Below are 14,789 nucleotides of genomic sequence, written 5' to 3'. Positions count from 1 at the left end.
TTGGTAGTAGTTTCTGAACTTAACTTGGGTTGGACTAGGAAAAAGCGAAGCGTTTTTGGAGCCAATCGAATCCTTTGTCGAGCAATAACCCGACGGTGCCAATGATAAGAATCGCCGACAAGATTTTCTCAAGGCTGAGGGCGTTCCAGCTATCCCAAACAAAAAAGCCAATGCCAACGCCCCCCGAGAGCATTTCGCCTGCCACAATCACCATCCAAGCTACCCCAATGCTGAGGCGTAAACCCGTGATAATGTGGGGTAAAGCGTAGGGGGTGATGACTTTGACGATGTACTTCCAACGAGAAAATCCGAACGCTTTTGCCACGTTTTTATGGTCTTGGGGGATGGAGGCCACGCCAAAGGCCGTATTGATTAAAGTGGGCCAAAGGCTTGTTACAAAAATGATGAAAACGGTGGCTCCCTCGGCAGCTTTGAAGGCCAATAGCCCCAACGGAAACCAAGCCAAGGGCGAAACAGGACGGAGGATTTGAACAATGGGATTGATGAGACGAAAAGCCGTTTTGCTCGAACCAATCAGCAGCCCAAGTGGAATAGCCAACAGACTCCCTGCACCAAAACCGCTAAATACGCGAATGAGAGAGCTGAAAAGCTGATTTCCAATGCCTTTGTCGTTGGGGCCGTAATCGTAAAAAGGCGTAGCGAGCATTTCGCTGAAAACCGTCCAAGTGGACAATGGATTTGGGATTTCGTTGTTGGTCAGTAATGATACCGTCCACCAAGCACCCACTAAAAGCACTGTGCTACCTAGGCCGAACAGTAGCGGCAAGTAGGTTTGAAAATTGAGTAGTTTTTTCATGGGGGAACTATTTTTTCGTTGAAGCTAAATACGCACCGACATTGCTTGGGTCAAACGACACATCGTAGGTGGTTTTGAAAGGTTTCATATCGTCGGTCATGATGGGTACTTTGGCTTCGCGAGCAACTTCTGCAAACAGGTCGTCGAGGATGAGTTTTTCTGCAATTCCTTTAAAATCAGGGTTAGATTTGAGGTACCCAAACCGCACATACTGCGCCATAAACCACATGCCGTGCGATTTGCGCGGGGTGTTTACGTAGCCTTTGTTGTAAAAAGTCATGTAATCTTCTTTGTATTTGGCAACCCCTAAGTCGCAACCTAAATCGCTCGAACCGAGCAGGCGCGCTTCAATAACAGGCAGAGCTGCGTTTACATAATAGGGTTTTGAGAGCCAACCCGCTGCTTTTTTGCGGTTGCCTATGTTGTCGAGCCATTGACAGGCTTCGAGAATCGCCTTCATGACGTTTTTGAGGTTTTCGCGTTCTTGGGCCGCAAATGCTTTGTTGACAACCAGTGCTTTTTCGGGATGGTGTTTCCAAATATCTTGCGACGCTATTTGGGTAAAACCGATGTTTTGGGATGCTGCCACGCCGTTCCAAGGTTCGCCCACGCAGTAGCCTTCCATGTTATCGACGCGCATATTGGCGACCATTTGTGGCGGCGGTATCGTGATGATACCTACACTCTTTTGGTTAATACCCGCCGCCGCCATCCAGTTGCGAAGCCAAATGTCGTGCGTCCCTCCTGGGAAAGTCATGGCAAAAGTCACTTCTTTACGGCCTTGCACTTGCTTCACGGCAGCGTTTACTTTGCCCACTTCTTTGTAGCCTACAAGTCCACAAAAATCTTTGGAAAGGGTAATGGCTTGGCCGTTGTTGTTGAGTACCATCGCAATTTGCATTTCGGAGCCTGCTTTACCACCTACTCCCGTATAAACCGAGAAAGGCATTCCAAAAAGGCAATGAGCGCCGTCGAGCTCGCCATTGAGAACTTTGTCGCGGATATTGGCCCAAGAAGCTTCTTTGGTCAAAACAACATCAACGCCGTATTTTTGGAAAAGACCTAGTTCTTTGGCAGCGACCAAAGGTGCGCAGTCGGTGAGGGGAATAAAGCCTAATTTGACTTGGGGAAGTGCTGCTTTGCGCATCGACATGCCCGCAATGAGAACCACGGCTGCACAGGCAGCAAGGAGAAATTTATAACTTACTTTCATTGATTTAGATAGTTAAAATGGACTAAAGCGGTTGAGTTTATTGCTTGATAGCCACGGGTTTGGTATAGAAGAAGTCAGGGCGGATGTTCAGCATCAAGTACGCCCAGTTAGCGCTGTGTTTGCTTTTGTCCATCGTGCCCAATTTGGCATATTCGAGGCTATTGGTGCCACTCAAGTGCGAATACCCCAACTCGATGTTGGTGAATTTGTTGAGGTTATAATTGATAATAAAATCAAATTCATTGCCCAACTGGCGCGCAATTTTTCCCCCCGAGGCGTCTAGGCCATTTTTCATGTCATTGGCCAAGGCAAAATTGTGGAAGTCGAGATTAAAATAGAGGTTTGGATTGGCGACGTATTTGGTTTTTACGAAGGCATTGGCCAAACCACCCGCGGCAGCCCCTGTGCCTACGTAGAAGTAATCCATGTAGCCCCAATGGCGGTGTGGAGTGCCATACAATGGATCGAAGCGATGGTCTTTACCATCAGGCGAAACGGTATTGTTGCCCGAAAGTACTTCATAACCAGGGCCAAACGAGAATTTGCCTTTTTGGACACTAAAGTTAGCCCCATAATGATACGAGCTGAGTTCTTGCCCGTCGCGGTTTTTACCACCTTGTTTATACGCAAAGGCTTGCCAGGCTATTTTCCCTAGTTTCGAGGACGCATTGCCCACGAGCCCCGTAAGCATCGCCCCGTAGGTAAGGCGGCTGTTGGTGCCTTCTACGTCGTAGCGGCGGCCATAGACTACGCCGTTGGCAGTGCTACCGAGGCTGTCTATACGGTACTTTTGGAAATCATCTTTGAAGACCAATCCCGAAAATTTTGTCTGTCCAAATTTGCGGCTCAAGTAAAGCATCTGCATTGATTTGAACATTTGATTTTGCCCGTTGGTGCTGAGCGGGGAGGCCAATACGGGAGCGCCTCCTTTGCCCGAAGTGGGTAAGAAGTCGGAAGGAATGGTGACGTACGCCCCTTTGGAATTGGCAACAGTGGTAGGTGCATTGCCAGCGGTATAAAACGTGCCTGCTCGACCAAAGGCGTCTGAATTTTGGTTGAAAGCAACGCCAAGGTCGATTTGCCAGCCTTTTTTCATGGCTTTCAGTAGCGCCATGTCAAATCGGCGACCTTGCTGAAGCCAGTCGAGGTTGCCAATCAAACGCACATCGTCGTAGATTAACTCCTGACGGCCTACTTTGAGGGAAAGGTTGTCGAATGCCTTAAACTTAATGGTGGTGTCGGCGATGTTGGCCAGTACAATTTCGGCCCACGCTTCGTGGACAAACAGCTTAGAACCATCGGCGTTGTTGATAGACGCCGCGTCTTGTCCCCAGACGCGTACATCCCGTACGTTCATGCCAAACGTAAGCCGATCCCACTTGTAGCCGAAGTTCAAACTGGTTCGTTGGGAGGTGAAAACGGCGGGCTTTGCGCCGATTTTAGCAAGGTTTCCCAGGCCGTCACGTACTTCGGTACGGGTTCGTAATTGGCCTTGAAGAGAGATTTGAGAATGAGTAATTCTACTTACCAGTAGAGCAAAAAGAAGTACGCTGCACGATTGGACGTGTAACAATTTTTTCATAATTTTGTAACGTTTTAAGTTAATCCCTAATTTAGAACTACCAATAGCCCCGTCAGAACCGCCATTCTGCGGGGTTTTTCTTTTTCCTTACCACGAGCGTCCGCCAACGCCGTTATAAGTTCACGTAAGAGCATCCAATGTTAGTGAGGTGGGTGATTACTAATATTCTTAAAAAAATTCAATTTGTCCTTTTTTTGTTTTTTTTTTTAGCGTCAATTCGCTAAAAAACCACTTGTGAAAAATATCGTTTGTAAAAAAAAGATTATCAAAAAAGTTTATACATTTACTACTCGATTTAAGCAAAATAATATTTGTTATTTGTGCTTGCTTAAAAATTTTACTTAAAGCTAGGCTCAATTTGTATAACTGCCAAATTTTAGTTTCGTTTTTTGAGTAAAAAGCCAAAAGTTCTTTATATTTTCAAAAAGTTTCTTTGAAAAAGTACTATTTGAAAATAATAAATTGTGATATTTGATAATGTTAGTTTTTAAACTAAGTAATTTATAAGTAATTGTGACAGCAACAGATTTCGCCTTAAAATACAATATAGATACACCCCTTGCGAAAGGAATTCGCCAAGTAGGGATAGGAAAACATGGAAGTAAATCACTCTCTGCCGAATTGGTGGAAGAGTGTTTGGCCGAGCTTCACCGAGGGGCAGCTAGTCATCTACAAAAAGGCATCTTTTTTGGCGCACTGATGATGAAAGGCCCGACCGAAGTAGAGTTAAAGTTAGAAGAATACATAGGCAAACACGCGTTTAGTAACCCTGTCTTTTTTCTAAACCGACTGTGTCCCGATTTGCCTCCCCAATTGTTTCCGATTGGCGTGAAACTCCTCAATGGGCACTCACTACAGGTGTCAGAAGCGCATCAGTTGGGAGATTTTTTGTTTACGAGCGATTGCTGTGAAACTTTTAAAGGAATGGCCGTCAGTATTCTTCGGGTGCGGTACGAGACAAACGATGAGTACGAAGGGTTGTACGATGCCGTGAAAACTACCTTTACGCCTGGTTTTCAGCGGCACGTTAAAACCAAATTTCCCATTGTACAACTGGCCGAACCCTTCGATGGCGTGGAACATTCGTACATGATTACGCCGCTGTTGGCCTATTTTTTCCAAGAACGTAATTACAACGCCGTTACGGCACTTGGGCGGTCGTCGGGACCAAAATATGGACTTAATTCCCACGATTTATATTTATACATGGGAAGTTGGTTGCTGGCCGACAACCACGAGTTGCTCGAAATGAACCCTACTTATGGCTGGGTACTCGACCAAAAATTGCTTTCTCCCGCCCTTGATGGTTGGGTTGAACGCCGTCGGACGGCCGTAAAACGCCCGTTTTTGGCTACCCTCGAAAAGGTATTAAATCCTTGCGGTGCTCGTATATTGGTGACGTCGGTGTTTCATATTACTTACCAAATGAAAATGGCCGAGTTGGCGTTGATGGCAGGTTTTGACGGCGTAATGGTGCTTAAACGTGGGTTGGAAGGAAGCCTTGCCCCTGCCACGTCCAAAGCCAATGGCTTGCTGTGTGCCGTAAGAAATGCCAATGGACATTTGTTTTTTACGCACTTGGAGCACGATTTTCCGATGTTTGCGCAGTTCCGTACGGAAGCCGATGATGTCGTTGCAAACCCCACGGCCGAAGTGAATGCTACGCTGATTCGGAAGTATTTGCACAATGGCCGCACCGATTACCACGATTTTGATAACCGTGTCAATTATGCCAAAACCTTGTATATGCGTGGACTTGACTGGATTGAAAATCAGATTGGGTATTGAATAAAGTGCACAAAGGGTATAAATAAGAGGAAAAGTGTCTTTTGGGATAAACCAATCACTTAACTCTTGAATGAAAATGAAAAAAGCCTTTTGCATGATTGCCATTGCTTTGCTGTTGGCAGGGCAGGGAGTTGTTGCGCAGTCAAAAGTCTATGACAACCTGAGTTTGCCGAGTAAAATCCTCAAAAGCGACCGCAAGTTTGCCATTTATCTTCCTCCCAATTACGAAGCCTCTCAGCGGAGCTATCCTGTGTTGTATTTGCTCCATGGAGCTGGCGATGACCAAACGGGCTGGGTGCAATTTGGTGAAGTGCAGCACATTGCCGACAAAGCATTTACTGAAGGCAAAGCCACGCCGATGATTATTGTGATGCCAGATGCCAATACGGGGCAACGCGGCTACGCCAATGACCCTAAAAACGAATGGCGGTACGAAGATTTTTTCTTTCAAGAATTGATGCCGTACATTGAAAAGAACTACCGAACCAAACCCGAAAAGCGTTTTAGAGCGGTTGCTGGCTTGTCGATGGGGGGAGGAGGTACGTTTACCTATGCGCTTCGCCGTCCCGAACTTTTTTCATCGGCCTGCCCTTTGAGTGCTGCTACAGGCCCGATGAATTTGGAAATGACCAAGGCCACTTTAAAACGCGCAAAACCCGAGGTTGAATACACCGATGCGGAAGTGGAAGCGTATTACAAACGCCAAAGTGTGCTGGAGCTTATCAACGCTGTGCCAGATGATAAGAAAAAGGCGGTACGTTGGTATATCGACTGTGGCGACGATGATTTTCTTTATGAAGGTAACTCGTTGGTACACATCGCGATGAAGAAAAAAGAGATTCCGCACGAGTTTCGTATCCATGACGGAGGACATACTTGGACGTATTGGCGCCGTGCCCTGCCCGAAGTGCTAGGCTTTATTTCGGATGCTTTCCATCAATATTAATCAAAAAACAAAAAATCCCTCAGTCAAAGCCGAGGGATTTTTTGTTTCCGTTTATCCGTGTTTAGTGCCGTTTATAAAAATATTTTATCACAGCAAGGTACTATGTATTGCAAAGTATCTTTCATAGCATATATTCGTGGGTAAATTAACAACCATCCATCACGTTTAAAAAGTAATGCTATGAAAACAACCGTCTTTTTTGCCACATTTTGTATTATCGTAGGGATTGCGAGTCTTCCTTATTTTGTAAAAGAAGCCAATGGTGACAATATAAGTATCAGTGTGAGCGACTCGGACAATGTCTATAAAGTATCAGCGGATTATCCCAAAGACAAAGCAAGGAACGTTCAAAAGTGTTTGGATAAATGCCTTGACCCGTCGGGGATGTCATTTGTTAATGCCGAAATAGACGGCGACATTAACCCTGGGAATGGGATGTTTTTTCACATCAAATCATCTCCAGGGAAGTTGAGAATCAAATTTGACAAACGAAAAAACTCTGCAACCTCACTACGAAAAATGAAACAACTAGGAGAGGAGCTAAAAAAGGCAGTACTTTAGGAGAAGGTCGAGGGGAGAGTGTCGAATGTCGAGTGCAGAATGCAGAATGTCGAGTAGGTTCCATTCGACATTCTGCACTCTATACTCGACATTAAAAATTATTCTTCTTTGAAGCTTTTACTGATCCAGCCTCCGCCTACCACGTCGTCGCCTTCGTAGAAAACGGCCGCTTGTCCTGGAGCGATGGCGCTTACTGATTCGTGGAAACGCACCTTGATGCGGTCGTCTTCGACTTGGGTAATGAGGGCAGGAGCGCCGTCGTGTTTATAACGAACTTTCGTGATGGTTTCGATGGGCGATTCAATACGCGCGTATTTTTGGAGGTTCAGTTTTGAGACAAACATCCCGTTACGCTCCAGTTCTTTATCGCGCCCAAGAACCACTTCATTGGTTTCTTTACGAATTTCGGTCACAAAAACGGGATAACCCAAAGCGATGCCTAAGCCTTTGCGTTGTCCGATGGTATAAAAAGGATACCCTTCGTGTTTGCCCACAACACTTCCGTCTTGGAGTACGTAATTTCCACCCGCTACTTGTCCTTCGAGTTCGGGTAAGCGGCGTTTGAGGAAACCACGGTAATCGTTATCGGGCACAAAACAGATTTCGTAACTTTCCGATTTATTCACCAAATCCATGAAACCACGTTCTTTGGCCATTTCACGGATTTCGCTTTTGTGCAAGTTTCCCAAAGGCAACTTCGTACGTGCCAAGCTTTCCTGCGATACCCCCCAAAGCACATAACTCTGGTCTTTCCAAGCGTCGATGCCTTTTGATACCACAAAGCGATTGTTTTCTTCGCGCAGGTTGGCATAGTGGCCCGTGGCAATAAACTCACAGTCGAGGCGGTCGGCGCGGCGTAAGAGTGCATCCCATTTGATGTGGGTGTTACACAACACGCATGGGTTGGGCGTGCGTCCTTCCAAATATTCGCCCGTAAAGTGGTCGATGACATAATCACCAAATTCGTTACGAATATCTAATATGTAATGAGGAAAGCCGAGTTCGACGGCAATGGTGCGGGCGTCGTTGATGGAATCGAGCGAGCAGCAGCCCGTTTCTTTTTTGGTGCCTCCGCTGCTGGCATAGTCCCACGTTTTCATGGTCATGCCAATTACTTCGTAGCCTTGTTCGTGTAATAAGACAGATGCAAGAGAGCTGTCGATGCCGCCACTCATGGCGACCAAAATACGTCCGTGTTTGCTCATGTGTCGTTTCTAAACGGATTCAAAGTCCGCCGAATTAGTTGAAAAAATAATTGATGCTACAAAAATAGCCATGAAATCCGTAACGAAGGTAGGTGGGTTAAAGTTCTTTTTCGGACGACTTGTAAGATATTTTAAACGTTTCATCCCCCGAAAAGGATGATTTAACACATTTTTATTCTTGGATGCAACCTTCCGTTATACATTTGCATCATTAGAGTGCGTTTATGATTTAAACGGTTCTTTGAAAATGTATAACCAAGTGAAATGTCCGCTATTGTAATTTAAACTGTTCGGAAACGGACAAATTTAAAATCGCTCAAAAAATATAAACATCTGAAAATGAGCGACTTGAGTTTAGGTAAATAGCTGGCACAACCTTTGAAAGTAAATAATTACAACAGCGATGTAACCTTTTGAACGATAGACAGTATTTAACAACAGCCATTAAGATTTTTTTTTACAGCCATGAAGACAAGTAACTCATTCACTCAAATTTCCCTTAGTACATAACAAAACAGGCATTTGCCACCCATCCTTTTTAAGTACCGCTTGTGTACTTTGTATTGCAAGGTACTAAATAAAACAAGCATCTTTGTAACGTCAATAAGACAAACAGCCATTGAAAATCAAAATTTAATCATACACAACACAGCCAATTTTAAATTTCCAAAACCATGAAAACTTTCGTAACAACTCTCGTTTGCGCTTTAGCGCTTGGTTCAACTGCCACTTTTGCTTCTGATCCAACAGAAGATAAAAAAGCGAAACCGATTCAAATCGGCGTATTTACTACAAAAGAAGCCAAGATTCAGATGGCGGTGCGTAAAGGACAGGGCGAAAAAGCCGTCATTACCCTCCGCGACGCCAAACAAAACATCTTGCACGAAGATGTAATGAGCAAAAAGTCAGAAAAGTACGATGCGCGTTTTGACGTAAGTCAGCTCGAAGAAGGTGAATACACCTTAGAAGTAACTTCAGGGAAAGACAAAATCCAGAAAAAAGTGTCAATCCAGTCTGCCAAACAAGAGGCAGTTCGTAATGTAAAACTCAATAAGTAACAGCCATTTAATCCACTGCCATGAAATTCTTATCAAACATTTTTTTAGGGGGGCTCCTCCTGACAGCATCTACTGTGGCTTTTGCAGGTCCAAGGGTCGGGGAAAAAAAAGTTAGTCGGGTGTCGGACAACCGAACAGGAGTGACTTTTGAAACCAGTGCGTTTGTAACGAAGGATGCGGCCATACGCTTGGCCGTGAAAAAAAATGCGCCAGAGCGCGTATATATTACACTACGGGATGCTAAAAACGTCATTTTGTACCGTGAAACAATCACCCAAAACGAAATGTCGTACGCCGCTAAAATTAACGTAAATGACTTGTCAGACGGTAATTACAAGCTCGAAATTGCCACCAACCAAGACCGCGTTGTCAAACACCTCCATTTGACTTCACCAAAGTCGGAGACCGAACGCGTTATTTCAGTAAATTAATTTTTTTTCTTTCATAATCACAGCCAATTTAAAACAGTCAAACCATGAAAACGTTCATCAAATCAATTGCTTGCGCTTTGGCGCTTACTTCTACGGTAGCTTTTGCTCACCCTACAAAAGAAGAAAAAACAACCACTCGTCCCGAAGCTGCTTTTGAAAGCAGTGCATACGTGACAAACGACGCCAAAATTAAAGTGGCCATCCGAAAAAACGCACCCGCAAAGGTATTTTTGACGCTTAAAGATGCCAATGGTGATGTGCTTTTTAAACAAACAGTAGCCAAAAACGAGATGAATTACTCGGCCAAATTCAACATCAATGAGTTGTCGGATGGGGTGTATAATTTGGAAATTGAGTCGGGCGAAAATCGGGTAGTAAAGCAATTGAATGTAGTGTCCAAAAAAATTGAAATCGAACGGAAAGTGACGGTTCAGTAACAAATAGGAGTGTTAAGTGTGCGCATCGGGTGATGCTGAGTAGGTTTCCTACTTAGTATCACCCGTTTTTTTGTTGACTCCTTGGTTCAGACAGTTCACACCACATCTACGACGACCCGTCGGATATGTGTGTGGTACAATTTACGGAATGTTGTAGTTTTGATACTAAATAATTCCTTTACTTTGGCTTTTATGAATGGGAGAAAAACACCGATGAAGTTTGCCATTAACCGAACGGACGCTATTAGCTGGTCGATTTCGGCAGCGTTGATTTTACTCTTGAATACAAACCTCAAAACGGGTGAGGTAAACTGGACGTGGACACTACTTATTTTTGCATCAGCCCTGACGATTAGTCGTATCCAAGAATATTTGATGCCTTTGTTGATGCGCCGAGCGGCCAACTGGCCCGTGCAGCGGATGCTGGGCGCGTATGTGCTGGTATGTGTGCTGGTGGCAACAATCATCAGTACGTTGGTGTTAATCATTATTCAATTGGTAAAAAAGGAGGTATTTCCCGCCCGCGTCTATGTCTCAAGCGGCCTGACGTACGTGTTGATGACCATTGCGTTTACGTCGGTATATGTGATTCAGCAGCTGACCGACCGCTGGAAAAAATCGCTACTTCAACAAGAACAGCTCAATCAGGCGCTGCTGAGGGCGGAATATGATGCCCTCAAAAATCAGGTAAATCCCCATTTTTTGTTTAATTCGCTCAACATCCTGAGTGCACTTATTCCCGAAGACCCCGAAAATGCGGTAAATTTGGTCGAAAGGCTTTCTAAAGTGTTTCGCTACAATTTACAAAACAACGACCGCGTGACGGTAGAGCTGGGAACGGAGCTTAAAATCGTGGAGGCATATTTGTTTATTCATAAAATGCGTTTTGGGGAAAATTTACAGTATGACTTGTCAGTTGATAAAACAGATAAAACACGGTCGATTGTCACCCAAGGGCTGTTGACGTTGGTGGAAAATGCGTTGAAACACAATGAATGTTCAAGCGAAAAGCCTTTGACCATTTCGTTGTTTGTCGATGGTGACCGTGTAGTGGTTCGAAATACGTTTCAGCCCAAAAACAAGCAATTTTTGGAATCAACGGGCATTGGACTAAGCAACCTGAAAAGTCGCTATAAGCTCGTTACGACTGCGCCTGTTGAGGTGAAAGAAACCGCTGACTTTTTTGAAGTAAGTATTCCTTTTTGTAGTGCCTCTGGTAACTCGTAACCAGCGGAAAAACATAAACATTCTTCAGCAATGAACATTGTTATTTTAGAAGATGAGCCTTTGGCAGCCAAGCGATTGGAAGCACTTGTTAAGTCTATCGAACCCCAAGCGGTTATTTTGGCTAAACTGGAAAGTGTGCGAACTGCGGCAAAATGGTTGAACGAAAACCCGCAGCCCGACCTGATTTTAATGGATATTCAACTCGCCGACGGCCTGTCGTTTGAGTTATTTCAACAGGTCGATGTTACGGCTCCCATCATTTTTACGACGGCTTATGACGAATATGCCATTCGAGCGTTTAAGGTAAATAGCGTCGATTATTTGTTAAAACCGATTGAGAAGGATGAATTGGAGGCTGCTTTTGAGAAGTTTCATCAGCAGCAATCGGCCAATTCTCAGGACAAAATTGGGAAGGTATTAGAGGCGATGTTGAGCCAACGCACCGACTGGAAGTCGCGTTTTTTGCTGAAAGCAGGTGCACGATTCGACGTGGTAGAAGTGCCCGAAGTGGCGTATTTGTACGCCGAAGACAAAGTGGTGTTTTTGGTAACCAAAGAGCAAAAGAAATACTTTGTGGACGATACACTGGATGAATTGGAACAAAAGCTAAATCCGAAGCAGTTTTTTCGGCTTAATCGGAAGTATTTGAGCCAAATTTCGGCCATTGAGCGCATTGAGCCACATTTTAATGGGCGTTTAAAAATCAAACTTCGCCACCGTGATGATGATGAAATCTACGTGAGCCGCGAAAAAGCAGAGAATTTTAAAAAATGGCTAGATGCCTGAAGCCTTTCCAAGTTTTGTTTGCGTTGGAGTAGAAACTTGGAAAGGTTTGTTTGAATAGAGCCTTTCCAAGTTTTGTTAGCGTCGGAGTAGAAACTTGGAAAATCTCGTTTGAGTAGAGAGCCTTTCCAAGTTTTGTTAGCGTCGGAGTAGAAACTTGGAAAGGTTTGTTTGAGTACAGAGCCTTTCCAAGTTTTGTTTGCGTCGGAGTAGAAACTTGGAAAGGTTTGTTTGAGTACAGAGCCTTTCCAAGTTTTGTTAGCGTTGGAGTAGAAACTTGGAAAGGCTGCTAGTTCATTAATTTTGATTTGATCCACCAGCTAATCTCTTGTTGCGGATAAGTAGTTTTCCAAATGTAATTCACCATGTCGTTGGCACTTGCAGTACGATAGGTAAATTCGACAACCCGCATGACGTCCGTGTGGTGAACTGCTACGTCAAAATCGGGAGCCAATGTCATTTGAATATCGCGGAATGGTACATAAATCTCCAATTTGGCGCACACGTACTGGTCGCGTTCTACGTCGTAAGCCACCACGCGCCCGTCAGATAGGACAAGCATGAGTGGGCAGTGGAACAGTTGTTCGTAGAGAGAGTTGAAATAGTGCCAACCAAAGAAAAGATAAACTTTGCGTTGGAAACTAATTTCTACCATTTGCAGGGCGTGTTCAAGCGCGTAAGTACGGTTCTTGATGTGGTCGGCCCAGTTGGGAAGTTTATGCGGGTCGATGTGGCGAAGCCAGCGGCGGCTTTGCCAATCGTAAATTTCAGGTTTTCCGATTCGAAGTTTATAATCGTAAATAGAAGGCCGTTCGTGAACGTAACCAGGGTAGTACCACTGGCGCTCGGTTGATTTGGCATATTCCATTTCGAGAAGCATGGTATAAATCCCCAAACTGTACGAAGAATAACCTGGGTCAAACAGCCCCAGCAGACTCATCAGGCTGTTGTGGCCTTGGTCAAAGTAGCTGATGGCAATCAGTCGATCATCGTCATAAACGTCGATTTCGTAGGTTTCGAAGCGAGGTGTAAGCACCAAAAATTCTTCCAAAGAATTACTCAAAAAACTTCTAAACCGACGCTGGTGTTGGTGGAATAGTTCTTCTTTTTCGCGGGTAATGGTCGCCTTGCGAATTTCGTGCCGAAAAAGCTTTCCGTTCTTATTCAGTAATTTTCTCATGCGCTTCGAATGCTCATGTTCCGCAAGGTTGATACGGATATTGATGGGGGAGCATATATCGTTATCGAAGCACGTTACCTTTGCTCTAAATAGCATATTTACAGTCCGAAACCAGCCTGACGCGAGGTAGCGGTCGAGGCGTTTGGGCGAGAGCTGATGGGGTAGGTAGTACTGAAGTATGGCGTCGTTCATGCACTAAAAATAAATGAAAAAAGGGGTAAAATGAAAAAGCGGTGAAAATAAAATTTTCACCGCTTTTCTAGTGCAAAAATCACGCCGAAATTATCCCAAACGGTTGATGCAATTTAGGTCTTCAAAAGCAACTGCAAGGCGGTCAACCATGCTTTCTTCGCCTTTACGAAGCCATACGCGTGGGTCATAATATTTTTTGTTCGGAGAATCTGAGCCTTCTGGGTTACCCAACTGTGACTGCAAGTATCCTTCTTTTGACTTGTAATATTTCAAGACACCTTCCCAAGTTGACCACTGCATATCGGTGTCAATGTTCATCTTGATAGCGCCGTATTGGATCGCCTCACGGATTTCCTCGCGGCTACTTCCCGAACCTCCGTGGAATACGAAGTTTACTGGAAGTGGTCCTGTTCCGAATTTTTCTTGGATATAGTCTTGAGAATTTTTCAAGATAATTGGAGCCAATTTCACGTTACCTGGCTTATACACGCCGTGTACGTTTCCGAAAGCGGCTGCAATGGTAAATTTGTCCGAAATTTTGCTCAATTCTTCGTACGCATACGCTACTTCCGAAGGCTGAGTGTATAGTTTTGAGCTATCTACGTCGGTGTTATCCACGCCATCTTCTTCGCCACCTGTTACGCCTAGTTCGATTTCAAGCGTCATTCCAAGTTTTGACATACGCTCAAAATATTTCGAGCAGATTTCGATGTTTTCTTCGATAGGCTCTTCTGACAAGTCAATCATGTGTGAGCTAAACAACGGCTTACCATGTTGGTCAAAATATTTTTCGCCTGCATCCAACAAACCGTCAATCCAAGGAAGTAATTTTTTTGCGCAGTGGTCGGTGTGCAAAATTACTGGAACACCATACAACTCAGCCATTTGGTGAACGTGCATTGCACCTGAGATTGAGCCCGCAATGGCAGCTTGTTGGTTCGCGTTTGAAATGCTCTTTCCTGCGTAGAAAATCCCACCGCCGTTTGAGAATTGGACGATGACAGGCGAGTTTACTTTTTTCGCTGTTTCAAGAACTGCATTGATGGAGTTGGTGCCTACTACGTTGACAGCAGGAAGGGCGTAGTCATTTTGGTTGGCATGACGAAAAAGTTCGCTCACACCATCTCCTGTTACGACGCCCGCTTTGAAGAGGCTTGAAGTTTCGCTCATAGGAAAAATAATCTTTTTTAAAGGAAATGTTTAATTTTTACGGTGGGTTTCCCGACTAACGAGTGTTAGCGATGCAAAATAGGGAAATTTTAACGAAAAACCCTGATGTAGGGCTTCATTTACAGGTTAAACGCACTTACTAATGGTTATTTTTGATGATATTGAGCAGGTAATGGTCATTCCAACCTGCTTTTTTTCG

Annotated in this window: 14 protein-coding genes; 8 read left to right on the top strand and 6 right to left on the bottom strand. The window is 44.5% G+C overall.

Annotated features, from left to right (window positions below; all coding sequences use genetic code 11):
• Positions 1-34: 34 nt before the first annotated feature.
• The 3 genes from ntrB to AC23N5_RS30795 are packed head-to-tail and all read right to left on the bottom strand — an operon-like array spanning position 35 to position 3,612.
• Positions 35-817, bottom strand: coding sequence for a nitrate ABC transporter permease (gene ntrB, locus AC23N5_RS30805; protein WP_487758471.1), 783 nt, complete (start codon positions 815-817; stop codon positions 35-37).
• 7 nt (positions 818-824) lie between these two features.
• Positions 825-2,030 (bottom strand): CmpA/NrtA family ABC transporter substrate-binding protein, encoded by a 1,206-nt coding sequence (locus AC23N5_RS30800; protein ID WP_487758470.1) that lies wholly within the window; start codon positions 2,028-2,030, stop codon positions 825-827.
• A 37-nt stretch (positions 2,031-2,067) separates the two neighbouring features.
• Positions 2,068-3,612 (bottom strand): alginate export family protein, encoded by a 1,545-nt coding sequence (locus AC23N5_RS30795; protein WP_487758469.1) that lies wholly within the window; start codon positions 3,610-3,612, stop codon positions 2,068-2,070.
• A 513-nt stretch (positions 3,613-4,125) separates the two neighbouring features.
• On the opposite strand from AC23N5_RS30795, the gene AC23N5_RS30790 reads away from it, so the two are divergent.
• The 3 genes from AC23N5_RS30790 (at position 4,126) to AC23N5_RS30780 (ending at position 6,907) form a co-directional block, all read left to right on the top strand.
• Positions 4,126-5,400, top strand: a complete 1,275-nt coding sequence (locus tag AC23N5_RS30790) for an anthranilate phosphoribosyltransferase (protein WP_487758468.1) — start codon at positions 4,126-4,128, stop codon at positions 5,398-5,400.
• 76 nt (positions 5,401-5,476) lie between these two features.
• Positions 5,477-6,346, top strand: a complete 870-nt coding sequence (locus tag AC23N5_RS30785) for an alpha/beta hydrolase (RefSeq protein ID WP_487758467.1) — start codon at positions 5,477-5,479, stop codon at positions 6,344-6,346.
• A 180-nt stretch (positions 6,347-6,526) separates the two neighbouring features.
• On the top strand, positions 6,527-6,907 hold the full coding sequence (locus AC23N5_RS30780; RefSeq protein WP_183974036.1) for a hypothetical protein: 381 nt from the start codon (positions 6,527-6,529) through the stop codon (positions 6,905-6,907).
• A gap of 98 nt (positions 6,908-7,005) precedes the next feature.
• On the opposite strand, the gene mnmA is transcribed toward AC23N5_RS30780, so the two are convergent.
• Entirely contained in the window at positions 7,006-8,112 is a 1,107-nt protein-coding gene (mnmA, locus tag AC23N5_RS30775) for a tRNA 2-thiouridine(34) synthase MnmA (RefSeq protein ID WP_183974038.1), read from the bottom strand.
• Between the two features lie 674 nt (positions 8,113-8,786).
• Here mnmA and AC23N5_RS30770 point away from each other — a divergent pair.
• The 5 genes from AC23N5_RS30770 to AC23N5_RS30750 all read left to right on the top strand — a co-directional run bounded on the left by AC23N5_RS30770 (position 8,787) and on the right by AC23N5_RS30750 (position 12,051).
• Entirely contained in the window at positions 8,787-9,170 is a 384-nt protein-coding gene (locus tag AC23N5_RS30770; RefSeq protein ID WP_028527006.1) for a T9SS type A sorting domain-containing protein, read from the top strand.
• 20 nt (positions 9,171-9,190) lie between these two features.
• Positions 9,191-9,601, top strand: coding sequence for a T9SS type A sorting domain-containing protein (locus AC23N5_RS30765; protein ID WP_183974040.1), 411 nt, complete (start codon positions 9,191-9,193; stop codon positions 9,599-9,601).
• A 44-nt stretch (positions 9,602-9,645) separates the two neighbouring features.
• The gene (locus tag AC23N5_RS30760; protein ID WP_487758466.1) at positions 9,646-10,038 is read left to right on the top strand and encodes a T9SS type A sorting domain-containing protein; all 393 of its coding nucleotides are present in this window, start codon (positions 9,646-9,648) and stop codon (positions 10,036-10,038) included.
• 192 nt (positions 10,039-10,230) lie between these two features.
• Positions 10,231-11,265 carry a sensor histidine kinase gene (locus tag AC23N5_RS30755; RefSeq protein ID WP_487758465.1) on the top strand — a complete coding sequence of 345 codons (1,035 nt, stop codon included), beginning with the start codon at positions 10,231-10,233 and terminating at the stop codon, positions 11,263-11,265.
• A gap of 30 nt (positions 11,266-11,295) precedes the next feature.
• Entirely contained in the window at positions 11,296-12,051 is a 756-nt protein-coding gene (locus tag AC23N5_RS30750; protein WP_487758464.1) for a LytR/AlgR family response regulator transcription factor, read from the top strand.
• A 286-nt stretch (positions 12,052-12,337) separates the two neighbouring features.
• Here the strand turns inward: AC23N5_RS30750 and AC23N5_RS30745 are convergent, their stop codons facing one another.
• Together AC23N5_RS30745 and fbaA are read right to left on the bottom strand one after the other, a co-directional pair.
• Positions 12,338-13,420 carry a hypothetical protein gene (locus AC23N5_RS30745; RefSeq protein WP_183974048.1) on the bottom strand — a complete coding sequence of 361 codons (1,083 nt, stop codon included), beginning with the start codon at positions 13,418-13,420 and terminating at the stop codon, positions 12,338-12,340.
• A gap of 90 nt (positions 13,421-13,510) precedes the next feature.
• Positions 13,511-14,590 carry a class II fructose-bisphosphate aldolase gene (gene fbaA, locus AC23N5_RS30740; protein WP_028527004.1) on the bottom strand — a complete coding sequence of 360 codons (1,080 nt, stop codon included), beginning with the start codon at positions 14,588-14,590 and terminating at the stop codon, positions 13,511-13,513.
• Between the last annotated feature and the right edge of the window lie 199 nt (positions 14,591-14,789).

The sequence above is a fragment of the Runella sp. R5_40 genome, assembly GCF_057652295.1.
The sequence above is the reverse complement of the archived record's forward strand: the minus strand, read 5'-3'. Positions and strand labels throughout refer to the sequence as shown.